Annotated in this window: 18 protein-coding genes and 1 tRNA gene; 10 read left to right on the top strand and 9 right to left on the bottom strand. The window is 65.5% G+C overall.

Going from position 1 to position 21,932, the window contains the following annotated elements:
* Nucleotides 1–6: 6 nt before the first annotated feature.
* Together ACNQR1_RS15560 and ACNQR1_RS15555 are read right to left on the bottom strand one after the other, a co-directional pair.
* Nucleotides 7–1,080 carry a dihydrodipicolinate reductase gene (locus ACNQR1_RS15560; RefSeq protein ID WP_418047100.1) on the bottom strand — a complete coding sequence of 358 codons (1,074 nt, stop codon included), beginning with the start codon at nucleotides 1,078–1,080 and terminating at the stop codon, nucleotides 7–9.
* A gap of 9 nt (nucleotides 1,081–1,089) precedes the next feature.
* Nucleotides 1,090–1,947: an SDR family NAD(P)-dependent oxidoreductase gene (locus ACNQR1_RS15555; RefSeq protein ID WP_418047099.1), complete on the bottom strand. Its 858-nt coding sequence runs from the start codon at nucleotides 1,945–1,947 to the stop codon at nucleotides 1,090–1,092.
* 223 nt (nucleotides 1,948–2,170) lie between these two features.
* Here ACNQR1_RS15555 and ACNQR1_RS15550 point away from each other — a divergent pair, with 223 nt between their 5' ends.
* From ACNQR1_RS15550 to ACNQR1_RS15540, 3 genes are read left to right on the top strand one after another with little or no spacing between them, the layout of a single operon-like run.
* Nucleotides 2,171–7,696: a glutamate synthase-related protein gene (locus tag ACNQR1_RS15550; protein WP_418047098.1), complete on the top strand. Its 5,526-nt coding sequence runs from the start codon at nucleotides 2,171–2,173 to the stop codon at nucleotides 7,694–7,696.
* 2 nt (nucleotides 7,697–7,698) lie between these two features.
* Nucleotides 7,699–9,432, top strand: coding sequence for a diflavin oxidoreductase (locus ACNQR1_RS15545; protein WP_418047097.1), 1,734 nt, complete (start codon nucleotides 7,699–7,701; stop codon nucleotides 9,430–9,432).
* Entirely contained in the window at nucleotides 9,422–10,261 is an 840-nt protein-coding gene (locus ACNQR1_RS15540) for a hypothetical protein (RefSeq protein ID WP_418047096.1), read from the top strand. The genes ACNQR1_RS15545 and ACNQR1_RS15540 overlap by 11 nt, the downstream gene beginning before the upstream one ends.
* Before the next feature lie 29 nt (nucleotides 10,262–10,290).
* On the opposite strand, the gene ACNQR1_RS15535 is transcribed toward ACNQR1_RS15540, so the two are convergent.
* Both ACNQR1_RS15535 and ACNQR1_RS15530 read right to left on the bottom strand, forming a co-directional pair.
* Nucleotides 10,291–10,431 (bottom strand): hypothetical protein, encoded by a 141-nt coding sequence (locus ACNQR1_RS15535; protein ID WP_162563219.1) that lies wholly within the window; start codon nucleotides 10,429–10,431, stop codon nucleotides 10,291–10,293.
* Between the two features lie 74 nt (nucleotides 10,432–10,505).
* Nucleotides 10,506–10,850 (bottom strand): hypothetical protein, encoded by a 345-nt coding sequence (locus ACNQR1_RS15530; RefSeq protein ID WP_418047095.1) that lies wholly within the window; start codon nucleotides 10,848–10,850, stop codon nucleotides 10,506–10,508.
* A 359-nt stretch (nucleotides 10,851–11,209) separates the two neighbouring features.
* On the opposite strand from ACNQR1_RS15530, the gene ACNQR1_RS15525 reads away from it, so the two are divergent.
* Nucleotides 11,210–11,695: a hypothetical protein gene (locus ACNQR1_RS15525; RefSeq protein ID WP_418047094.1), complete on the top strand. Its 486-nt coding sequence runs from the start codon at nucleotides 11,210–11,212 to the stop codon at nucleotides 11,693–11,695.
* 174 nt (nucleotides 11,696–11,869) lie between these two features.
* Nucleotides 11,870–14,332, top strand: coding sequence for a transglycosylase/D,D-transpeptidase PonA2 (ponA2, locus tag ACNQR1_RS15520; RefSeq protein ID WP_418047093.1), 2,463 nt, complete (start codon nucleotides 11,870–11,872; stop codon nucleotides 14,330–14,332).
* A gap of 16 nt (nucleotides 14,333–14,348) precedes the next feature.
* Here the strand turns inward: ponA2 and ACNQR1_RS15515 are convergent, their stop codons facing one another.
* Nucleotides 14,349–14,930, bottom strand: a complete 582-nt coding sequence (locus ACNQR1_RS15515) for a nucleoside deaminase (RefSeq protein WP_418047092.1) — start codon at nucleotides 14,928–14,930, stop codon at nucleotides 14,349–14,351.
* 109 nt (nucleotides 14,931–15,039) lie between these two features.
* Between ACNQR1_RS15515 and ACNQR1_RS15510 the strand changes: the two genes are divergently transcribed.
* A complete protein-coding gene (locus tag ACNQR1_RS15510; RefSeq protein ID WP_110765202.1) occupies nucleotides 15,040–15,195 on the top strand; it encodes a hypothetical protein in 156 nt (51 codons plus the stop codon).
* Nucleotides 15,196–15,326: 131 nt separating this feature from the next.
* Here the strand turns inward: ACNQR1_RS15510 and ACNQR1_RS15505 are convergent, their stop codons facing one another.
* Nucleotides 15,327–16,607: an acyl-CoA dehydrogenase family protein gene (locus ACNQR1_RS15505; protein ID WP_418047091.1), complete on the bottom strand. Its 1,281-nt coding sequence runs from the start codon at nucleotides 16,605–16,607 to the stop codon at nucleotides 15,327–15,329.
* A 161-nt stretch (nucleotides 16,608–16,768) separates the two neighbouring features.
* On the bottom strand, nucleotides 16,769–17,371 hold the full coding sequence (locus tag ACNQR1_RS15500; RefSeq protein WP_418047090.1) for a sensor domain-containing protein: 603 nt from the start codon (nucleotides 17,369–17,371) through the stop codon (nucleotides 16,769–16,771).
* A 601-nt stretch (nucleotides 17,372–17,972) separates the two neighbouring features.
* Between ACNQR1_RS15500 and ACNQR1_RS15495 the strand changes: the two genes are divergently transcribed.
* Nucleotides 17,973–18,626 (top strand): type IV toxin-antitoxin system AbiEi family antitoxin domain-containing protein, encoded by a 654-nt coding sequence (locus ACNQR1_RS15495; RefSeq protein ID WP_418047089.1) that lies wholly within the window; start codon nucleotides 17,973–17,975, stop codon nucleotides 18,624–18,626.
* A complete protein-coding gene (locus ACNQR1_RS15490) occupies nucleotides 18,616–19,392 on the top strand; it encodes a nucleotidyl transferase AbiEii/AbiGii toxin family protein (protein ID WP_418047088.1) in 777 nt (258 codons plus the stop codon). Before ACNQR1_RS15495 ends, ACNQR1_RS15490 begins: the two co-directional genes overlap by 11 nt.
* 43 nt (nucleotides 19,393–19,435) lie before the next feature.
* On the opposite strand, the gene ACNQR1_RS15485 is transcribed toward ACNQR1_RS15490, so the two are convergent.
* A tRNA-Ile gene (locus ACNQR1_RS15485) sits at nucleotides 19,436–19,509 on the bottom strand.
* Between the two features lie 93 nt (nucleotides 19,510–19,602).
* Here ACNQR1_RS15485 and ACNQR1_RS15480 point away from each other — a divergent pair.
* Together ACNQR1_RS15480 and ACNQR1_RS15475 are read left to right on the top strand one after the other, a co-directional pair.
* A complete protein-coding gene (locus ACNQR1_RS15480) occupies nucleotides 19,603–19,983 on the top strand; it encodes a phage holin family protein (RefSeq protein WP_418047087.1) in 381 nt (126 codons plus the stop codon).
* 17 nt (nucleotides 19,984–20,000) lie between these two features.
* Nucleotides 20,001–21,032 carry a threonine aldolase family protein gene (locus ACNQR1_RS15475; protein WP_418047086.1) on the top strand — a complete coding sequence of 344 codons (1,032 nt, stop codon included), beginning with the start codon at nucleotides 20,001–20,003 and terminating at the stop codon, nucleotides 21,030–21,032.
* Between the two features lie 69 nt (nucleotides 21,033–21,101).
* Here ACNQR1_RS15475 and ACNQR1_RS15470 read toward each other — a convergent pair whose 3' ends face one another.
* Complete coding sequence (locus ACNQR1_RS15470) at nucleotides 21,102–21,929, bottom strand: carboxymuconolactone decarboxylase family protein (protein ID WP_418047085.1); 828 nt, start codon at nucleotides 21,927–21,929, stop codon at nucleotides 21,102–21,104.
* Between the last annotated feature and the right edge of the window lie 3 nt (nucleotides 21,930–21,932).

Here is a 21,932-nt window from a genome sequence, read left to right as displayed (position 1 = left end):
GCGATATCACCACATCACCCCGCGGAGGTGATCCAGCGGGCGCAGGTCGTGCGCGGCGAGGATGCCGCTCGGCGCGGAGCACACCATCTCGATCGCGTTGACGGCGCGCGCCGCAGTCGCGATCACGCCGGCCTCGTTGTGGTCGACGCCCGATCCGCCGACATGAGTGTTGATCTCGACGCCGGGGCTGCCCTCGATGACGACCCGATGCACACCGGGGTGACCGTCGGGCGGGAATGGCCATTCCGGCGCCGCCGCCTCGGTCAATCGGTTGACGTGCTCCATGGTGATGACCGCTGTGCCGTCACGCATCCCCTCGACGCCGAACCGCACCGCAGCTACCTGTCCTGGGTCGACGTTCATCATGGTGCATTCGATGGGCGCAGAGGTGACCCAGGGCTCCCAGCGCTCGCGTATCTCGTCGAGTGTCACTCCCAGATCGTCGGCGAGGCAGCGAACCTGCGCACCCCACATGGAGGCGAGCACTCCCGGCAGCGACATCACCGGGCCGTGATCCGCCGGCTTTCCGAAACCGAAGCTGGCACCGGTGAATTCGGCGTCGTCATACGATCCGTAGTCGAAGACCTCCTGCACGGTGATGGCGGTGGCGCGCGCCGCCAGACTCAGCGCGGTGTAGACCAGCGTGTCCCCGGAGAAACCCGGGTCGATGCCGTTGACGTACAGCGTCGAGTTGCCCGCGGCGCACGCTTCCCGCAGCGGGCCGGCCAACCATTCCTCGGCCTGGTCGGGTGCGACCATCCAGACGAAGGACGTCCCGACGACGTTGACACCGGCCCGCAGAAAGCGGGTGATGTCGGACAGCGCCTCGGCTGGGCGGGTTTCAGCTTGTGACGTGTAGACGACACAGTCGGCGTTCAGGCTCACCAATTGGTCGATGTCGCCGGTGGCGACCACCCCGGTCGCTGCCTCGACGCCGCACAGTTCTGCCGCGTCACGCCCGATCTTGCCCGCGCCGCACGCGTGCACTCCGACGAGTTCCAGATCAGGGCGTTCGATGAGGCTGCGCAGTGCGTGCCGACCCACGTTGCCGGTGGAGAACTGGATGACGCGACGGGACAAGGGATCTCCTCAGAGCAGGTCGGTGATGGTCTTGAGGCCGGCCTCGTAGAGGACCCCCGGGAGCATGCCGCCGTCGATCTCGATGGTGGTGCCGTTGATGAAATCGGCCGCACCGGAGGCGAGGAACACACAGGTGCGCCCGACCTCGGCCGGTTCGCCGCCCCGCTTCATCGGAACGGCGTCGAAATACCTCGTTCCGGTCGGGTCATCTTTGGGAAGCACGAAGGACCGGAAGTTCTCGGTGATCGTCGGGCCGAGCGCAACACAGTTCACTCGCGCCGTGGGTCCCCACTCTTCGGCCAGTGAGCGGGTCAGCTGGTTGAGACCGGATTTGGCCGCGCCGTAGGACACCAATGTCGGCGAACCGGCCGGATGCCCTGCACCGCTGGAGATGTTGATGATGCACCCGGTGCCGTCCTGGGTCTTCATCTGGCGAAACACCCGCACGGCGAACCACAGCGGACTGATCAGGTTCATCTGCACGGCGAACGCGTGGAACAACGCGGTGCGCTCGAAGTCGTCGTCGGAGGACGGCGCACCCTGGATCCGCGAAACCAGGGCCGGAACATCCTCGGCGTGCGGGGCGGGAACGGTGCCGCCGGCATTGTTGATCAAGATGTCGATGCGACCGTAGGTGTCGGCCACCTGCTGCACCATTGCGTCGATCGCGCGGTAATCGCCTTGGTCGCAGACCAACTGGGCAGATCGGTCCCGCCAACTGTCCTCGATTCCGGGAATTCCCGGCAGTGCCGACCGAGAGCACCCCACAACGGTCGCCCCGGCGCGAAGCAACTCATGCGCGATGCCGACGCCCACACCGCGGCTGGTACCGGTGACGATGGCGACTTTGCCTTCGAGTGATGCCACGAGCCAGAAAATTACACGTTTAATGTTTTTGCGGCAATGGTGCGCCACCAGCCTGACCATGGCGCGGGACGGTCTCGCGGCACCGCCCTGACGCCGAGGCGAGTGTGATCCTCGTCCCTCGAGCCACCGGCGACCACCAGGTCCCCAGTTATTAGGTTAGGCTAAGCTGCCATCGCGCCGACTGCCGTCCGCCCGTCCTGCGTCGAGGCCAGCGGGTCGCTCAATGACGAGAAACCCAGCGAGCACCACATCGTCACACGCTGAGCGCGCCGTCCCCGGCGCCGGGGTGAGGAGACCACGTCTGAACGGCCTGTATGACCCCGACAAGGAAAAGAGCAGCTGCGGCGTCGGATTCCTGACGCGCAAGGACGGCGTCCAGACCCACGAAGTCATTCGCAAGCTGCACGAAGCGCTGTGCGCGGTACCTCACCGCGGCGGAATGTCCTCGGAAGGCGTCGGCGACGGCGCGGGCGTGAACCTCGATCTCTCACTGCGTTTCTTCGCCGGACTCACCGGCCGCGAAGACCTGCGCCCCGGACACTTCGGGGTGGGCAACTTCTTTCTGCCCACAGATTCCGATCAGCATGGTGCCGCCGAGACGATCATCGACGAGGCCCTGACAGCGCAAGGATTCCAGACGTTGCTCAAACGGGATGTACCCGTGGACAACTCAGCGATCAGAGCAGCCGCCGTCAAATACCAGCTGCCCATCCGGCAATGGGTGTTCTGGTCGGGCGCAGACGCACTGTGCGACCGCAAGATCCACGACGCCCTCATGGCCATCGAAGCTGTCGCCTACACGCACCCAGACCTCCAGGGTCTTTACCCATTGTCGCTGAGCTCGCGCACTCAGGTGCTCAAGGGCCGGCTCAACTCCGACGAGGTGGTGCCGTACTTCTGCGATCTCTCCGATCCCCGCATGGAAGTGCACTCGATGTTCTTCCACACCCGGTTCTCGACCAACACCGCGCCGAACGCGACCATGGCGCAGCCGTTTCGGCTCATGGCGCACAACGGTGAACTGAACACCGACAAGAAGAACCGGCTCTCCGACAACGCGATCGCCCGGGCCCGCAATCGCGCGATCGTCCGTCCCGGAGGGCAGTCCGACAGCTGCCGCCTCGACCAGACCTTGCAGAACCGGGTGCTGGAGGACGGCCTGGACCTCGTCACCGCCGTGGTCGCAATGATGCCGCCCGCCTGGGAGAACGATGCGACGCTGTCGCCGCCGGTACGAGCGATGCTTGAGTACTTCAGCCTCTACGAGGAGAAGAACGACGGGCCGGCGGCACTGATCTTCGGCGACGGCAACATCATCGGCGCGCGGCTGGACCGGCTGGGACTGCGCCCGCTGCGCACGGTCGAGACTGCCGACTACCTCGGGGTCATGTCAGAAGCCGGGCAGGTCTGTTTCCCCGCGGCCGACGTGATCCGACGCGGCCGTATCGAGGCCGGCGGCATGCTCTATTACGACCATGCCGAACGCCGGTCCTACACCACCACCGAGGCACTGGAAAAGCTTGCGCATCAAGCTGATTACCCGGACATGCTCACCGCCGCCAGGGTCAACCTGAACGATCTTCCCGTCGTCGCACCCGAGAACCAGCTCGCGCCGGCCCGGTACAACGGCGACCTCAACCGGCATCAGCGATACGTCGCCTACTCGCTCAACCAGGAGAGCTTCAAGTTCCTGATGGACCCGATGCTGGCCACCGGCCAGGAGAAGATCTCGGCCATGGGCTACGGTGCGGCGATCAACGCGCTGTCCAACCACGAAGGGGGCATGGCCCGGTACTTCTCGCAGCGTTTCGCGCAGGTGACCAACCCTCCGCTGGACAGCATCCGCGAGGCCGACGGCATGACGTTGCGCGTGGCGCTGGGCGCCAAGCCCAACAGCGGGGCCATCCCCGCACCGCAGATCGTGGTTCCATCACCGATTCTGAACCACCGCGACATGCTCAAGATCCGCGATCAGCAGCACACCCCTGTGCGCCGGTTCGGCATGCGATACCGCATCGATCTCGCCGATTCCGCCGCCAACGCCACCACACTCGTGAACGCCATCGACGCCCTGTGCGGCGAGGTGGAGGCATTCGCGCGGGACACGGGCGGGATCGCCGTCATCTCGGACCGGCACGTCGAGAGCACGCTCGCGGCAATGCCACTCATCATTGTCATCTCCGCGATCAACCAAAGGCTCATCGAGGAAGGCCTGCGACTGCGGGTCTCGGTAATCGCCGAGAGCGGTCAGCTGTCCTCGTCACACCACATCGCCACGGTGCTCGGTTTCGGCGCGTCGGCGGTGTACCCGTTGGCCGTCCAGATGCGGGCCGAGGAGAAGTTCGGCGACTCCGAGAACGACACAGCCGCGGCGTTCCGCCGATTCGCCAAGGCGGCCGAGAAGGCGCTCATGAAGACCATGGGCCGGGTCGGGCTGTGCACGGCCGAAAGTTACATCGGCGGTGAGTTCTTCGAGCCCAGCTATCTCGACACCGGGGACCCGGTACTGCACCGCTACTTCCCGAACGTGGTTTCACCGGTTGCCGGCGTGGGATTCAGCACCCTGGCCGGCACCGTGGCCGACTGGCACGCTCGCGCGCTGGCGGTCAGCGGTGAGAAAGACATCCCGCTGCTGGGATTGTTCAAGGAACGCGCCGAGGGAGCCGGACACTCGTACGGGACCACGGCGGTGCGGGGATTCGTCGACATGACCGAGGAGTCCATCTCGTTCGGCGACGAGGCCCGGCCCGAGAACCCCGACATGACCGATCCGGTGTTCCTGCGGGGCCTCCCGCTGCACCAGCTCGAAGGCGCATTCGGCCTCGATGACGAGGCCTACCGCAACAACAGCTTCGACGCGCTGACCCCGCGCGCCATCAACAGCTTCGACATCACGCCCGGTTACCGCCATTTTGTGTTCGCGATGAACACCGAACGCACCCGCCGCCCGGCGGCCCTGCGCGACGTGCTGGCATTTCCGGCCGACGTCACCTTCCTGCACAGTGCCGACGAATTCCGCGCCGAGATGGGCCAATTCGCCCGTTCCGGAAACAACAGCTTTGCCGTCCGCGGGCTGACCTGCGCTCGCGTCGGTGACGAGTTCACGCTGCGGCTCGTCCACGGCGATCAACGTCTGGTCCCGCTGCGGGACTCGCTGACGCAGCGGTTCGGCGTCGGCATCATCGACTCCGAGGTGATCGGTGACCGGCTGTGGCTACGTGCCGCGGGTGAAGCGCTGCGCTACCTCGCGAAGATCCAGACCGCACCCGCCTCGATTCCGTTGACCTCGGTGCAACCGGCCTGCGAGATCGCGGCCACCCTGGCCTCGGGCGCGATGAGCCACGGCGCACTGGTGGCTCCCGCTCACGAGGCGGTGGCCCACGGCACCAACATGGTCGGCGGCCTCTCGAACTGCGGTGAGGGCGGCGAGCATCTCACCCGCTACGGCACCATCCGCGGCTCGCGGATCAAGCAGTTCGCCTCCGGGCGGTTCGGGGTGTGGGCGGGCTATCTAGCCGACCCGATGTTGCGGGAGCTGGAGATCAAGATCGGGCAGGGCGCCAAACCCGGTGAGGGCGGCCAGCTTCCGGCGCCGAAGGTGAGTGTGCAGATCGCGGCGGCCCGTGGTGGAACCCCGGGGGTCGAGTTGGTGTCCCCGCCGCCTCACCACGACACATACTCGATCGAGGACCTCGCGCAGCTCATCCACGACTGCAAGGCCGCCCGGGTACGGGTGATCGTCAAGCTCGTCTCGTCCGAGGGCATCGGCACCATCGCCGTCGGCGTCGCCAAGGCAGGTGCGGATGTCATCAACGTCGCAGGCAACACCGGCGGCACCGGCGCAGCCGCCGTAACGAGCCTCAAGTACGCCGGCCGGTCCGCTGAGATCGGCGTCGCCGAGGTGCATCAGGCGTTGTGTGCCAACGGCATCCGGCAGAAGGTGATGCTCCGCTGTTCGGGCGCGCACCAGACCGCCGGCGACGTGGTCAAGTCTGCACTGCTGGGCGCCGACAGCTTCGAGTTCGGCACCACCGCGCTGATGATGCTCAAGTGCGTGATGGCCAAGAACTGCAACATCAAGTGCCCGGCCGGACTGACCACGAACGCCGAAGCGTTCGAGGGCGATCCGCGGGCGCTGGCCCAGTATCTGCTGAACATCTCCCACGAGGTCCGAGAGATCCTGGCCACGCTCGGCCTGGCGTCGCTACGCGCCGCTCGTGGGCGTAGTGATCTGCTCCACCTGCTCGACCATCCGTCGAGCATCGGCCGGCTCGACCTGCGCGCCATGCTTTCGGTGGCCGAAGAGTTCGTCGTCGACGCGCCGATCTACATGGAGAAGGAGTATGCGGTCGACGACGCGTTCCTGGCGCAACTCGATCTGGACGGCGTGGCGTTCGCCCCGGTGCGCCTGACCAATCAGAACAAGAGTGTCGGCGGGCAGTTGGCCATCGACATCGAGCGGAAGCTCAATCACGAAGCCGCCACCGGATCAGCAGTAGCCACCGACGATCGGGGGCGGTGCTACCTGCTGCCCGACAGCGTGGCGATCAGCACCACCGGATCCGCGGGCCAGAGCTATGGCGTGTTCTGCAACGACGGTATGACGTTGACCCACACGGGAACCTGCAACGACGGTGTCGGCAAGAGCGCATGCGGCGGCACCATCGTGGTCCGCTCCCCCGGCGGCGGATCCGCCACCCCCGGCGGCAACGTGCTGATCGGCAACTTCGCCCTGTTCGGCGCCTCGGGCGGCCGGTTGTTCGTCGAAGGTGAAGCCGGCGACCGCTTTGCGGTACGCAACTCAGGTGCCACCGCGGTCGTCGAAGGTGTCGGAGAATTCCTGTGCGAGTACATGACCAACGGAGCGGTGCTCAACATCGGCGGCTTCGGCAAGGGCGTCGCCAACGGCATGAGCGGCGGCTTCCTCTATCAGTACGACCCCGACTGCGAGCTCGGCTCGAAGGTCAGTATTGATTCCGCGCTGGTCGCACCGGTCACCGAGGCGCCGTTTCACGAGGTCGCCGCCCGCACCCTGCTCGAATGGCACACGGCGGCCACCGGATCGGCGAAAGCTCAAGCGCTGCTGTCGGACTGGGACACCACTCGCCACCACGTACGCTATGTGATGCCGCGGGCACTGCTGCAGTACCAGGACTCCGACGCGATCCTGGCAGCCAAGACCCGCAAGGAACTGCTCGACGAGCTGGCGGCGTCGCTCGCCGGTTTCCAGGTGCAGAAGTTCAAGCGCTCCTATCGGGACCGCCAGATCGTCCTCGGCGGTGCGGTACCCGGCTACGGCGATACCGACACCGAGGGCATGTTCGCATTGCTCAACACCTACACGGTGTTGAACATGGCGCAGCAGTTGGCCCTGTCGCGAACACCGGGGGTGGCGGACGTGACCGATCCGTTGATCGGGAAGGCAGTCCAGAACCTCATCCTGACCGAGGATTTCTTCCTGATCCAGAAGTTGCAGCGCTACGCCCGGGAAGCCATCGAGGTGTTCAGCGACGAAGAGCTGGCCGTGTTGATCGCCGACAAGCGGATCACCGACTACAAAGAGGCGCTGACGCAACGCAATGTGCTGTCGACGGACTCCCTCGGAACGTACGGCTGGATCCTGCACCAGAACGCCAAGAACGTCGACAAGATCGGGCGCCTGCCCTCGTTCGAGGAGCTGTTCGCCCACAAGGTGATTCCCGATGTCGTGATGTCCGGCCCCACCGTCGGCAGCCTGGAGACCGCGTAGCCATGAAGATCGCCTACATCCCCCAAGACGCCCCGTTCAACGAGGACCAGCGCGCCTGGATCTCGGGCTTCCTGGCCGGTCTGCACTCCCGGCTCGCGATGAACGTGGCGACACCGCCGTCGACCGCCGACCAGGCGGCGCCGCGGCCACCGCTGCGGATTCTGTATGGCACCCAGACCGGCAACGCCGAAGCGGTCGCGGGCGACGCCGCGGCGGCGGCCAGAAGCCAAGGGTTCGACGTGACTGTAAGCGGGCTCGACGAGATCGCCCTCGAGCAGTTCGCCGGGTTGCGCTACGTCCTCATCATCACCTCTACCTACGGCGAGGGCGAGATGCCCGACAATGCCGAATTGTTCTGGGAGGCCTTGTCCTCCACCCAGGCACCACGTTTGGAGGGCGTGTCTTACGGCGTCCTGGCCCTCGGCGACACCAGCTACGACGGTTTCTGCCAGGCCGGCAAGCTCATCGACACCAGGCTAGAGCAACTCGGCGCGAGCCGCGTCGTCGGCCGCGCCGACTGCGATGTGGATTACGAGCAGCAGGCCGCCGACTGGGTCCAGGGTGCGATCGGATCCCTGGTCACCCTGGCCGGCGCCAGCGGCAGCCCCGGCACTCCGCCGCCCAGCACCGTCGCACGCTCCGGGTGGACCCGCAAGAATCCGTTCGTCGCCGAGCTGCCGGTCAATCGCCTGCTCTCCTCGACGGGTTCGGCCAAGGAGATCCGGCACTACGAATTCGCCCTTGCCGACAGCGGGATCACCTATGAGGCGGGCGATGCGCTCGCGGTCGTCCCGCAGAACGATCCGGCCCTCGTCGAGGCGATAGTTGCCCACTTCCGCGTGTCGTCCGACACGCTCGTCGACGACACGCCCCTGGGCGAACTGCTCGGACATCGGTACGAGATCAGCACACCGTCAAAGGATCTGCTGAGCGAGATCGAGAGCCGCGCCGAGAACGAGGAGTTCTCCCACGCGCTCCGCGGCGGGGTGAAAGAGGTACTGGAGCGCTGGTTGTACGGCAAGGACGTATTGGACGTGCTGCGCATCGGCGGCGACGCGCTCAGTCTTGAGGAGTTCATCGGACTGCTGAAACCGTTGCAGCACCGCGCCTATTCGATCTCGTCGAGCTCGCTGGCCCATCCCGATCGCATCCACCTCACCGTCGCGAGTGTGCGTTACCGCAACACCGGCCGCGACCGCGGCGGGGTCTGTTCGACGTTTTTGGCCGACCGGTGCGGCCAGGCACGAATCTTCCTGCAACCCAACAAGTCGTTCCGGGTGCCCGCCGACGACGTGCCGATGATCATGGTTGGCCCCGGCACCGGCGTGGCGCCCTTCCGGGCGTTCCTGCAGGAGCGCGAGCAACGTGGTGCCGGCGGCCGGAACTGGCTGTTCTTCGGGGACCAACACCGCGAACACGATTACATCTACGCCGAGGAGCTCGCGGACTGGGAGCGGTCCGGCCTGCTGAACCGGTTGGATCTGGCGTTCTCCCGCGATCAGTCGGCCAAGATCTATGTCCAGAACCGGATGCGGGACAACGGCAAGGAACTCTTCGCGTGGCTGCAGGACGGCGGGCACTTCTACGTGTGCGGCGACGCGACCCGGATGGCCAAGGATGTCGACAGCGCCCTGCACGACATCGTCGGTGAACACGGCGGCCTCGGTGTCGACGAGGCCACCGAGTACGTCAACACCCTCAAGCGGGAGAAACGGTACGTGCGCGATGTGTACTGATGGCCGACGCTGCGACAACTGCCCGGCCAAGCGGATCACCGCCGGGCCCAAGATAATTGCCCAGGCCCTCCCGTTCCTCGGCACCGTGGTGGCAGTGACCGCCAACGATTCCGCGCTGCTGAGCCACACCGGCGCCTACCTGGCCCCGGCTCTTCCGGGTGAGGCGTTGCGTTGCGGCGACGAGTACATCGGCCTTCGGCTGCATCCCGGACTCATCCGCGACACCTATCTCACGCCGCGGGCGCTGATCCTGGCCAACGAAACCGGTACTCACCGAGCTCATTTCACCCCGCTGTCGGATCAGCTGTCCATTCAAGCGCTCGAGATGGCGCCCGCCGGGCAGACCGAATCAATTGAGCCCGTTGACTGGTCAGCCGCCAACTGGAGCGAAACCGACCAGCTGACCCACCTCGACGAACTCACTCCCGAGCGTTACCAGGTGCTGCCGTTCACCGGCGCCCGCCAAATCGACCCGCGCGTCATCCCGCACCTGCTGGCTCACCTGGTCGACATGGATCTGCCGTTCACCGTCGGTGTCCCGGCCGGCGGGTGTGTGCAGTTCCACCGCGGCCGGGCCGCGATGTTCGACGGTTCCGGCCCACACTTCGCGGTGGTCTTCGGAGCCAGTCGATATGTGGTCGACCCGGTGTTCGTGGCGGAGTGCTGGGTCACGCAGTCGTCGAGCGCGGCCGGGCTGACATCGGCCCTTGAGCTCTACGACCACAGCAACCGCTGTGTCAGCGTCATCACCCAAACCGGACCGCTGTGCGAGCATCTGCACGAGGCCTGGGAAGCGATCGCGGCTTCGCTACCGGAAGTCGAGCGGTAGCGGCGAGATTCCCACCGGGTCGCCGGTGGCTACCGCGCGAGCAGCGCCGCTTCCTGCGGGGTGACCAGACGCTCCTGCTTGGCGGGATACCGGCGGCTCTTGATGGGGCATCGGATCAGCGAGAGGGCGATCCGCGCGGTGCGCGCGTCAACTGTTCGGCTGATGTACACGGCGGTTCACTCCGTTCCTCTGGTTGACCGTTGTCGGTTTCGTATCGGATACACGGTGCGTTGGGTCATCGGGTTCACGGCTCCCCGGGCAGCATCGGTACTCCGGGGATCATCGGGTAGGCGCCGGCCGGTTGTTGCACGATGCCCGTCGGTTGTCGGACGGTGCCGGCCGGGCCACCGAGCCCGGGTTGGGTCTTGTGCCCTCCGGTCAGAATCGACAGCAGCGAGGCGTAGTTGTCGATCGCACTGACCAATGCGCCGGGGTCGAAAGGCACCGCGGGCGCCTGGTCGTCGGTGGGCAGCGGCGTCCGCGGCGAGGCCGCCGCCAATCCGTTGCTCACCGTCAGGACCGCCAGCGCGCCGGCCGCGCTCAACGCCGCATACCGGAGCAGGCGGCCGAGTGTGATGGACGCGGACATGTTGCCTCCCCGATCTGACATTGAGTGCATTTGTTGCACTTGAGTCACTCGGGAAACACTGGTCCGCAACAGTCACATTTGGGGCACGACACCGTCACAAATCGCTCCCTATGGCGTGGCTTTGCCTTTGCCAGATAGCAGCTGTGAGAAAGTGCCGCGCTCGACGGAGGTCAGTTTTCCTTCAATCCCAACGCCCGGACCAGCGTGAAAAACAGATAGCCGGGCTATCGGCGCCCACACTTGCCGCAACAGCGATGACGCGTGTTTGCGATCGCAATTACCTGGCGATTCTCGCGTCAATATTGTCCAACCGACTTTGCCCACGTTGATACCGTGCGGCGAGACGAACGGGGAGGACCATGACGAAACACATCACAACCTGCCTCATCGGAGCAGTGGCGATCGGCCTGGCTGCCACGGCGTGCAGCCCGGTCACCGAGAAGGCCGAAGCCACCACCACGACAGCGCCCGCCACCACTGTCACCACCACCGCGGCCGCGACCGGCGAGTCGCTGACGTCGCTGTTGCCGACGCCGGCCGACGTGCAGCAGACCAAAGGCCCCAGCGACATCGCCGACGGCGGAATCCACCTGCACTACCAGGTCAACGGCACACCGGATGCCGTGATGACGGCCTACAAGGACGCGCTGCAGGCCAAGGGATGGGCGCTCACCACGATCATCACCTCCAGCGGGGGCGGCGGTGGCGGGTCGACCTACACCGGGACACACGGCGACGCGTACGGCGTGTTCGACGGTGGTGGATACGCCAACACCACCTACATCGACGTCTGCACCTGGCCGGCCAAGCCGGCGAATCCCAACTGCAGCCGCAGCGATCGTTAGCGACGCGCATCGTGGCCGGTTGCGCACCGGTCCACCGGCGTGCCGGCCGCGGCGAATGTCATCTGCCCGAAGCCGATCAGAACCGAAATTCCGGCATTCCGAAATCACAACGTAGCCAACGTGTTGCGTGCGATCTACCCATAGTCGGCCGTTGACCGCCTTACGCTAGAGGGCATGTCCGGCCCGCCCGCGGGTTCGCGGTCTACGGTTGCCAAGTTGGCCATGCACTGTGTGCTGGCCGGATTGCTTGCGGCGGTGTTGATGTTCCCCGTCGTCGGCGGTGTCGGGATCATGACGGCGCGGCTGTCGGACACAGTCGCACAGGATTCCGCGGAGGTGCTCAAAGGTGACGCGCCGATCGTCACCACCATGGTCGACGCCACGGGCCAGCCGATCGCATGGCTGTACGAACAACGTCGATGGGTGGTGCCCATCGATCGGATCGCCGACACGATGAAGCTGGCGATCGTATCGGTGGAGGACAAGCGTTTCGCCGAGCACAACGGGGTGGACGTCCAGGGAACCTTGAACGGACTCTTCGGCTATATGCGGGGCATCGAGGACGTGCGCGGTGGATCGACCATCGAGCAGCAGTACGTCAAGAACTACAACCTCCTGGTCAAGGCGAAAACCGATGCCGAGCGACGCGCGGCAGTCGAAGTCAGTCCCGCACGCAAACTGCGGGAGATCCGGATTGCACTCGCGATGGACAAGACCCTCCCGAAGGGAGAGATCCTGGCCCGGTATCTGAACCTCGTGTCGTTCGGCAACGGCGCCTTCGGAGTTCAGGACGCGGCCCGTACCTACTTCGGTGTCGACGCCGCCGACCTCACCTGGCCGCAGGCCGCCCTGTTGGCGGGCGTGGTGCGGTCCACCAGCGCCCTGGACCCCTACACCAACCCGGACGGCGCCCTCGCCCGGCGCAACCTGGTGCTCGACACCCTGATCGACTATCTACCGGACCGGGCCGAGGAGCTGCGCGCCGCCAAGGCCGCACCGCTGGGAGTACTCCCCCATGCCGACCCACTTCCGCAGGGCTGCATCGCCGCGGGCGACCGCGCCTTCTTCTGCGAATACGTCCTGAATTACCTGGCGCGCGCAGGCCTGACCATGCAGGACGTCGCGCGCAACGGGTATCTGATCCGGACCACGCTCAATCCCAAGGTTCAGGACAGTGTCAAGTCAGCGATCGAGAAGTACGCAGATCCCAACACCCCCGGAGTCGCGAGCGTGATGAGCGTGATCACGCCGGGCAAGGACACCCACCGGCTGATCGCGATGGGCGACAGCCGCACATACGGACTCGATCTCGACGCCAACCAGACCGTGCAGCCGCAACCCTTTTCGTTGGCCGGTGACGGCGCCGGGTCGATCTTCAAGATCTTCACCACGGCCGCCGCCCTCGACATGGGAATGGGCATCAACGCTCAACTCGATGTCCCCGGAACGTTCATGGGCAAGGGCCTGGGCAGCAGCGACACCCCCGGTTGCCCGAGGGAAACCTGGTGTGTGCGCAACGCTCACGGCTTCAAGAGCCCGCTGAGCGTCACCGACGCCCTGGCCCAGTCGCCCAATACCGCGTTCGCCAAACTCATCTCACAGATCGGTGTGCCGCGTGCCGTGGACATGGCAGTCCGGCTGGGATTGCGGTCCTATGCCGAACCCGGCAGCGCCCGCGATTACAACCCCGACTCGAACGAGAGCATCGCCGATTACATCAAGCGGCAGAACATCGGATCGTTCACCCTCGGCCCGTTCGAACTCAACGCGCTTGAGTTGGCCAATGTCGGAGCGACCCTGGCCTCCGGCGGTACCTGGTGCCCACCGAACCCGATCGACAAGATCTTCGACCGGAACGGCCGGGAAGTTGGTGTGCAGACCGTCCCCTGCGACCAGGCGGTGCCCGAGGGCCTTGCCAACACATTGGCCAACGCGCTGGGCAAGGACCACTCGGGCGGAACCGCCACCGGCGCAGCGAGTTCGGTCGGCTGGAAACTGCCGATGTCAGGGAAGACCGGAACCACCGAGGCGCACCGGTCTTCGGGATTCCTCGGTTTCACCAACCAGTACGCGGCCGCGAACTATGTCTTCGACGATTCCTCCTCACCGTCGGGGCTGTGCTCGTACCCGTTGCGCAAATGCGGCGACGGCACCCTGTTCGGCGGTACGGAGCCGGCCCTGACCTGGTACGCCGCAATGAGTCCCATCGCCGACGACTTCGGTCCCATCGCCCTGCCGCCCACCGACCCGCGCTATGTCGACGGTGGCCCCGGCGGCGAAGTGCCGAGCGTGAGCGGGATGAAGGTCGACGATGCCCGTAAACGCCTGTTGGAGTCCGGTTTCCGCGTGGCCGACAAACCCACTTCTGTCAACAGCAACGCCACCAGAGGTTCGGTGGTCGGGACAACGCCGAGCGGCAGGACCATTCCCGGCTCGATCATCACGATCAACACCAGCACGGGATATGTGCCACCCCCGCCGCCGGTGTTCATCCCCGGTCCTGAGCTTCCGCCGCCACCGACGCTCAACGAGCTGGGACCACCTCCGCCGCCCAACGTCATCGAGATCCCCGGGCTGCCACCGATCACGCTGCCGCCGCCCGCTCCGCCACCGCCGCCGCCCCCGCCGCCTGCGTGACACCGGCTGCCGGGCGCTAGCGCCAATAGCCCTCGTGAGGTTGTGCGGCTTCGTCTTCGAGCAGCGGGCCGATGACGGTGATCGGGCGCTGGCCGTGCAGAAGAATGTCGCGGCAGGGCAGCGCGAACGACCCCTGCTTCGGGTTGTCGCCGGTGAACTCGAACAGCCGACGAACGGACAGACCGAAGACGACCCTGCCGACCCCGGTCCAGTAGGCCGCGCCCGAGCACATGACACACGGCTCGGTGCTGGCATACAGCGTCGCGCGAGCCATTCCGTCGGTGCCCAGCACGCGCCATGCCTCGGCGGAGGCGATCAGCTCAGCGTGCTGGGTCGGGTCACCATCGCTGAGTGCCGACGTGTTGGCGCGCTCGACGACCACTGTGCCGTCGGCGTCGGCGACCAGCGCGCCATAGGGAGCGCTGCCGCTCTGCCGGGCATCCTGCGCCAGCGCGAAAGTGCGTCGCAGTAGCGCCAGGTCGGTATCCCTGGGCGTGGGATCGGCGTGAGCCTGGGCACTACCGACGGCTGCCGCACCGGCCAGTCCCACGAATGCTCCAGCACCGAGCAACACCGTCCGCCGGTGCAGATTCGCCATGATCGAGGATGCTAGCGGCGCCGACAAGTCTGCACGTTTGAATATCGACGGATCTGGCAATTACCTACTGCGACAGACCGCGAGGTTTCCTTCGTCGAACGGATTGACCATGATCGTGCTCGGCATCATCCTCTTGTTGATCGGCTATTTCGCCGGCATATCGATCCTGTACACCATCGGTGGGATTCTGTTGGTGATCGGGGTCATCTTGTGGATTCTCGGAGCCGTTGGCCGTCCGGTCGGCGGGCGAAAAGTCTGGTATTAGCCACCTACTAGACCACCTGGAAACCACCGGCCGTGATGGGCTTGCCGCCCACCACGGCCGGTGGTTTCTGGGCGTGCGCCGGAGCCGGACCGATCGCTTCGATGCCCTTGCGGCCATTCGGGTCCGGCGGCTCAGCGGTGGCGTTCGAAATACTTCTGATAGGCCTCCGCGGAAGCGGCCAGATCGGGTCTGGCAGCCAGCACAGGCTTCATCTTCCTGCGGGCTTCTTCACGCTTGTACGGGATGAACTCGGTCGGGAAATTCCCCTCGTGCGGGTGGTAGTCGCGGAGCACCCGGCGCGCCACGGTGGCCTTGTGCACCTCGTCGACGCCGTCGGCGATGCCCATGGTCGGGGCACCGGCGTACATCGCCTGAATGGGCGTGAGATCGGTGGTGCCAAGCGAACCCAGAATGTGCAGGGCATTGAACGACACGTCGCGCAGCACCTTCGCCATGGTGAACTTGACGGCAGCGATCTCGGTGCGTGCTTCCTGGGTCGAGGTGTGGTCGATCTTCCACGCCGTCTCCAGGACGAACAGCCGCAGCATCTTGATCATCGCGTAGGACTCGGCGATCTTCTCCTGCACCATCTGATGTTCGGAGATGAGCTTGCCGTGCGATTGCCGGCTGAGCGCCCGCTCGCACATCATGTCGAACGCCAGGTTGCACTGAGCGATGGTGCGCATGGCGTGATGGATGCGTCCGCCGCCAAGGCGTCTCTGCGCCAATACCTTTGCCCCGTCCTCCGGGCCGAGCAAGTGGTCGAGCGGCACCCGGACGTCGCGGTAGACGATGTGGTTGTGGTTTCGCGGCTCGGGCATGATCTCCACACCCGGCGTCGTGCGCGGCACAACGAACATCCCGTTGGTACACATCACGAACAGAATGTCGGCGACGCGTCCCGCTGAGGTAAACCACTTCTCGCCGTTGATCACCCACTCATCGCCGTCCCGCACGGCGTGCGTCTTGAACAGACTGGGGTCGCTACCGCCCTGCGGTTCGGTCATCGAGTACGCCGAGAACAGATCCTGGTTGAGCAGTGGAACCAGCCAGCGTTCTTTTTGTTCGTCGGTGCCGTAGGCGGCGAGCATCTCCATGTTGCCGGTGTCAGGAGCCGACGCTCCGAACATGTGCGGCGCCCCGGCATATCGTCCGATGATCTCGTTCAGCAGGCCGAGCTTGAGCTGGCCGAAGCCGGGACCGCCGAGGTCCCGGTCCAGGAAGATCGCCCACAGACCCTGATCCTTGACCTCCTGCTGCAATTCGCGGACATAGGCCTTCACCACCGGATCGGGTGAGCGCACCGCGTATGGGAAGACGTGGTCGAGCGGCTCGACCTTGTCCTCACAGAACTGCTTGACCCAATCGAGTTTCTTCTGGAACTCCGGTTCGGTGCTGAAATCCCATGCCATACAGGTCTCCTCGAGTGATGCCCTGGTCGTCAGGCATGTGCTCCTGTCTAGCACCCGCCGTACAGTCCGCGAGGGAAAAAGACGCCGAGAGCCCACGACGAGCCGCGGGCTGACGACGGATCCACACACGATCAGCGGCAATACCGTGGTGCCGGTAGCGCTTACGAAACGATAGGCGGTGCATCGATCCGCGCGGAGATCTGCTTGACGATCTTGACCGCCGAATCGGCCGGGTTGGCACTGCACGTGTTGACGTCCACCACGATGTTGTTGTTCGCGGTGAGCGCCCGACCGCAAGCCCATCCGCCCGCCCGGGCGTTGGACTGGGTCGCCACCGTGCTCAGCACACCACCGTCGGTCGAGATGGGACCCACGTCCCACAGAGTCCCGGTCTGCGTGTGGGTGTAGTGCTTGCACGCGGGCCACTGCTGCACCGAGGAGTTGTAGAAGGCTTTGGCCTGTTCGGCGTCGGCGAAGCGAACCACGGCCTGCTTGGCGTAGTGAGCGAGGACGTCGGGCTCGCTCAGCGACACCTCTTGCTCGTCGGTGAATCCGCTGTCGGCATACACGGGCGCCTGCGCGGCACCGTCGACCGCGAGGCACTCACGGGGCGCCATCGTCCCGCTGTCATCGGACATTCGAGAGTCGGTACCCGTGACGGCCATTCCCCCGGCGGCCATTGCCGCATTGATCTGTTCGGCTGAAAGCAGCAATCGGGGCAGGGTTTTCTGCCTCAGTGGCGTCGGAGGAAACGATGTGATCATCGGCCTGGACGACGTTTTCTCGACCGCTTGTTCGGTTGACTGACCGCAGCCCGCGACGAGGGCGCAAGCAGCAGCGATGGTGATCACGGTGTTCGCAAAGCGCATTCGTCGTCCCCCATTTCTGCGCCAGCACATCTGTGTCACGGTGATGTTGACCCGTAATGGATAAATCCAGGAAAACAGCGCAGACATACTCCACGCAGAACATTTGTCATAACAGTCGAAGACTTTCCGAAACCGTTATCGAAACACCACCAATACGGGGATCGCCCGGCAGTGGCGTGCCGCGTCCGGCATGAGATTGCCTGCGAGCCCGCATGCCCCACATCCCCGCCCACAACGCGACACGATGAACGGCGGGTCAGCCACCCTTGGACGATCATGGCAAATCAAACGAATCCGACGGACGCACCCGTCACCCACCGCCAGCCAAGTTGCTGTTTCCGTGCAACCAGGACCCGCTATACGAATCGCGGCCGCGTTCATACTCAGGTCGCCGACCTGCTCGACCGCGCGGTTACTGAGCGCGACGATTGGAATCCCGGCATCAGTATGCATTCTGCAGGCTAATAGCCTATTATTTGCATACTTGAGGAGGGTTATGGCAAGACAGCACAGCACGGCGGTCCCTGCGAGCCTCGCCGCGCGCCCACTCCGCACCTTTCGCACCGGGCAGGCCGACGACACCTACGCGTACCCGGGTCCCGAGATCGCACGACTCCACGAACGCGGTCTGGTTCATCGCCTCGCCGACGGTTACTACGTCGTTATCCCCCAAGACATGGTGGGACGCAAATGGATTCCTGACCTCGAAGCCGCCGCCGCAGGGATCGCAACGACGGTCTACGGCCATGACAACGTCGTCGTCATGGGACTCAGCGCCGCACGTCTGTACGGCGCGATCCCGCGCGCCCTGGCAACCGCCGTCGTGGCGGTGCCGCGCCAACACCGCCCCATTACGCTCACCGACCGGCCGGCAATCGTGCGGTTCGTCAAACGCAACACCGCGGAACTCGACGCCGAACGCGTCAGCACTCACCTCGGCCGCACGCTGGCGACGACGCCCGAGCAAACCATCCTGGACCTCGCGCACCGTCCCGCCCTCGGCGACAGCGCAACCGACGTCCCTGCCGCCATCATCGCCCTCTACGCGCGATCAGATCCCGACCGACTGCACCAGCTGGCTACCCAACAGCGCCGGCTGGCGTCCCTGCGGCGCGCCCAGGAATGGGCCGGGATCGATCATGGATCCTGACGAACGTGAGGCGGTGGCAACTCAATTCGGCGCTTCCACAGAACAAGTCGAGCGCGACCACCTCATCTCGCATCTCCTGGCATTTCTGAGCCACACCTTCGGTGACCGGATTCATTTCATCGGCGGCACCGCCCTGGCCCGAACCCACTTGCCGGACGGGCGACTTAGTGAGGACATTGACCTCATCGCCATCGGGAACCGGGCGGACGTCGCACGAGATCTCGACAGCACACTTCCCCGCGCAGTAGCACGCAGCCATGGAAGACTGGCCGTGGAACCAGCCCTAGGCAACACTCGGGACACGATCCCTGTCCTGTTGCGCCCGGACGACGGACGTCCTGTGCGACTGCAGCTGCTGTCAGCACGCGACCGTGTCGTCTGGCCAACGGAACGCCGCGAACTATTTCAGCGCTACGCGGACGCACCGGCTGCTGAACTGATCGTGCCCACACTCCCCGCCTTCGCTGCCTCGAAGACCGCGACATGGACCGACAGACACGCACCTCGCGACCTCTGGGACCTGTGGGCACTGAACCGACGCGGCGCCATCGATGCGAACGCAGCCGCACTGTTTCGGCGATACGGACCTACCAATAAGGCGCCGACGCTGCACATGTTCGACCGGGCGCCAGCGGACGCCGAATGGCAGGCGCAGCTGGCCGGCCAGACCCGGCTAAACGTCTCAGCGGCCGAAGCACTCACCGAGGTACGTGAGGCCTGGCGACAGGTCACACGACCTACGAACAGCCGCATAAACGGTGAATGAACGATGAGTTCGAGATGTTGATCTTGAAAAACAGCCTCTGAAGTAGGGCGGGCGGGGCTCGAACCCGCGACCAAGGGATTATGAGTCCCCGGCTCTAACCAACTGAGCTACCGCCCCATACGCATCTGCGCGGCAATATGGTCGCACACGCCGCAGGCACAGACGCGAATGAGGGGCCGTAGGCAGGCTTGTCGCGGCTACGCTCACCGCATGATCCGCTTTCTGCTGCGCGTAGCGATCTTCCTGGGCTCGTCGGCCATCGGCTTGCTGGTCGCGGCGTGGCTGGTTCCCGGGGTCTCGGTGTCGGCATGGGGCTTCGTCACCGCGGTGGTGATCTTCGCCGTCGCACAGGCGATCCTGTCGCCCTTCTTCCTCAAGATGGCCAGCCGCTACGCCTCGGCATTCCTGGGCGGCATCGGGCTGGTCTCGACGCTGATCGCGCTGATCCTGGCCTCGGTACTGACCCACGGTCTCACCATCCGCGGCATCGGCTCCTGGACCGCCGCCACCGTGGTGGTCTGGCTGGTCACCGCCGTGGCCACGGTGGTGTTGCCGGCGCTGTTCCTCAAGAAGAAGGTCGCCTCGAAGTAGCGCTCGGCGGTGGGATCATGGCGGACGTGCCTTCTCATGCGTTCGCCTCGGACAATGCCGCGCCCGCACACCCCAAGGTGATCGAGGCGATCGTCGCGGCCAACGACGGCGCCGTCGCGTCCTACGGGAACGATCCCGTCACTCAGCGCGCCGCCGAGGCCATCAAGGCGGCGTTCGACTCCCCCGATGCCGAGGTGCTCTTCGCGCTCACCGGCACGGCGGCCAACATCATCGCGCTGGCCTCCGCCGTACGGCCGTGGCAGGAGATCCTGTGCAGCGATATCGCGCACTCACTGGTCGACGAAGCCGGCGGCCCGGTCCGGCTCTCCGGCGCTCCGGTGACAAAGCTGCCCAGTGACAACGGTGTGATGGACCCGGCCGTGCTCGACAGCCAGGTGGCACGCCGTGGTCCGGTGCACCACTCGCAGCCGCGCATCGTCACCATCACCCAGTCCACCGAGAACGGCCGCGTCTGGACCCCGCAGGCCATCAAGGACTTCATCGACCACGCCCACGATCTGGATCTGCTCGTCCACATCGACGGCTCCCGCATCGGCAATGCGATTGCCGCGCTGGACATCTCTCCCCCGGACGCCATCGCCGACGCCGACATCGTCACCGTCGGCGGCACCAAGAACGGCATGCTGATGGGCGACGCCGTCCTGGTGCGCCGTCCCGAGCTGTTCGACGGAATCCACTTCGTGCAGAAGCAGATTGGTCAGCTCGCCAGCAAGCAACGATTCATCGCAGCTCAGTTCGAGGCGATCCTGCACGACGGGCTGTGGCTGCAGACCGCCGCCCATGCCAACCGGATGGCCGCGCGGCTCAGTGCGGGCTTGCAGGCACTGGGGCTGAAACTGTCTTCCCCCACGGAGGCCAACGAGATCTTCGTCGACCTCGAACCGACTGCCTACGCGGCGGTCTCGGACGGATACGCCGCGCACCGGCCCGATCCGTTGCTGCCCACCGTGCGGTTCGTCTGCTCGTGGGCGACCAGCGAGGCCGAAGTCGACGGCGTTCTGGAACTCTTGTCGCCGATTTCCACCTGAGGGCAGTGGTTTCGGCGTTCGCACGGCCCTGGGGTCAAAAACGGCGCACCGCCGAACCGGCATGAACCCTCAGCTGTAGATCGGCTGCCCGTCGGCGCCCAACCGGTACTCTTCTGTGCCCTCGTCGACACGGGCAGCGTCGGCACCCAGCGCGACAGCCACCTTGTTGCAGGCGTTGCGCATGACGTCGAGGGTCAATTCGACGGCCTCGTCCTGCGAAAAGTGTTGACGCAGTTCGTCACCGGACACCAGCGCGGGGGTCCAGACGAGCGCGTCGACATAGCGCAGCGCGGCCTTGTGCCGGTCGGACAGATCGGAGTTCTCGAAGTCGTCGATGCCGTCATAGTCCGATTCGGTGGCGCCGGCCTCCAGCGCCGCGGCCTCCCGCAGCGACTTGCACAGGCGGCAGTTGTGCTGTCGCGCCCCGCGCAGCCGCACGATCTCGGAGGTCACGGGGTCCAGTTCGCGCATCCGGCCGACGGCAGGGACGAAGGTGTCCAACACGTAGTCCGCCGGGTTGGTGTCGTGATCCCAGTCGACGGGGCCGGCCGGCCATTCCACGCCCAGCGCGAAGAGGCCGGCGCGCATCCGCGGCACGAAGTCGGCCACGTAGATCAGAGTCGTCACCGTGAATACGTCGCGCCCGAGCAGATCCGAGAACGCAGCCCGCTGCGCGTTGGTGATGCCGGTGACGTCGACGCTGAACTGCTCGGCGAACTCGGTGACCATCGGATCGACGGCACCGCCACGGGACTCGGCCGGCAGGGGCGGCAACCCCAGGGTCGAAGCACATACTTCACGCACCGCGGCATTGATATCGGCCAGCCGCGGCGGCGATACCGCGACCAGGCCCGTCAACTCGCTGAGCACATCGGCAGACACACCGGCAGTATCCATCAA

This window comes from Mycobacterium sp. 48b, from assembly GCF_048282725.1.
Lineage (GTDB): Bacteria > Actinomycetota > Actinomycetes > Mycobacteriales > Mycobacteriaceae > Mycobacterium.
Note: the sequence above shows the minus strand (reverse complement) of the source record. Positions and strands in the feature narration are given on the sequence as shown.

Bases quoted from the DNA above. Each gene is read 5' to 3' on its own strand.
- ACNQR1_RS15550 (WP_418047098.1), top strand. From the start codon at position 2,171: ATGACGAGAAACCCAGCGAGCACCACATCGTCACACGCTGAGCGCGCC.
- ACNQR1_RS15545 (WP_418047097.1), top strand. From the start codon at position 7,699: ATGAAGATCGCCTACATCCCCCAAGACGCCCCGTTCAACGAGGACCAG.
- ACNQR1_RS15540 (WP_418047096.1), top strand. From the start codon at position 9,422: ATGTGTACTGATGGCCGACGCTGCGACAACTGCCCGGCCAAGCGGATC.
- ACNQR1_RS15530 (WP_418047095.1), bottom strand. From the start codon at position 10,850: ATGTCCGCGTCCATCACACTCGGCCGCCTGCTCCGGTATGCGGCGTTG.
- ACNQR1_RS15525 (WP_418047094.1), top strand. From the start codon at position 11,210: ATGACGAAACACATCACAACCTGCCTCATCGGAGCAGTGGCGATCGGC.
- ponA2 (WP_418047093.1), top strand. From the start codon at position 11,870: ATGTCCGGCCCGCCCGCGGGTTCGCGGTCTACGGTTGCCAAGTTGGCC.
- ACNQR1_RS15515 (WP_418047092.1), bottom strand. From the start codon at position 14,930: ATGGCGAATCTGCACCGGCGGACGGTGTTGCTCGGTGCTGGAGCATTC.
- ACNQR1_RS15510 (WP_110765202.1), top strand. From the start codon at position 15,040: ATGATCGTGCTCGGCATCATCCTCTTGTTGATCGGCTATTTCGCCGGC.
- ACNQR1_RS15505 (WP_418047091.1), bottom strand. From the start codon at position 16,607: ATGGCATGGGATTTCAGCACCGAACCGGAGTTCCAGAAGAAACTCGAT.
- ACNQR1_RS15500 (WP_418047090.1), bottom strand. From the start codon at position 17,371: ATGATCACATCGTTTCCTCCGACGCCACTGAGGCAGAAAACCCTGCCC.
- ACNQR1_RS15495 (WP_418047089.1), top strand. From the start codon at position 17,973: ATGGCAAGACAGCACAGCACGGCGGTCCCTGCGAGCCTCGCCGCGCGC.
- ACNQR1_RS15490 (WP_418047088.1), top strand. From the start codon at position 18,616: ATGGATCCTGACGAACGTGAGGCGGTGGCAACTCAATTCGGCGCTTCC.
- ACNQR1_RS15480 (WP_418047087.1), top strand. From the start codon at position 19,603: ATGATCCGCTTTCTGCTGCGCGTAGCGATCTTCCTGGGCTCGTCGGCC.
- ACNQR1_RS15475 (WP_418047086.1), top strand. From the start codon at position 20,001: ATGGCGGACGTGCCTTCTCATGCGTTCGCCTCGGACAATGCCGCGCCC.
- ACNQR1_RS15470 (WP_418047085.1), bottom strand. From the start codon at position 21,929: ATGGATACTGCCGGTGTGTCTGCCGATGTGCTCAGCGAGTTGACGGGC.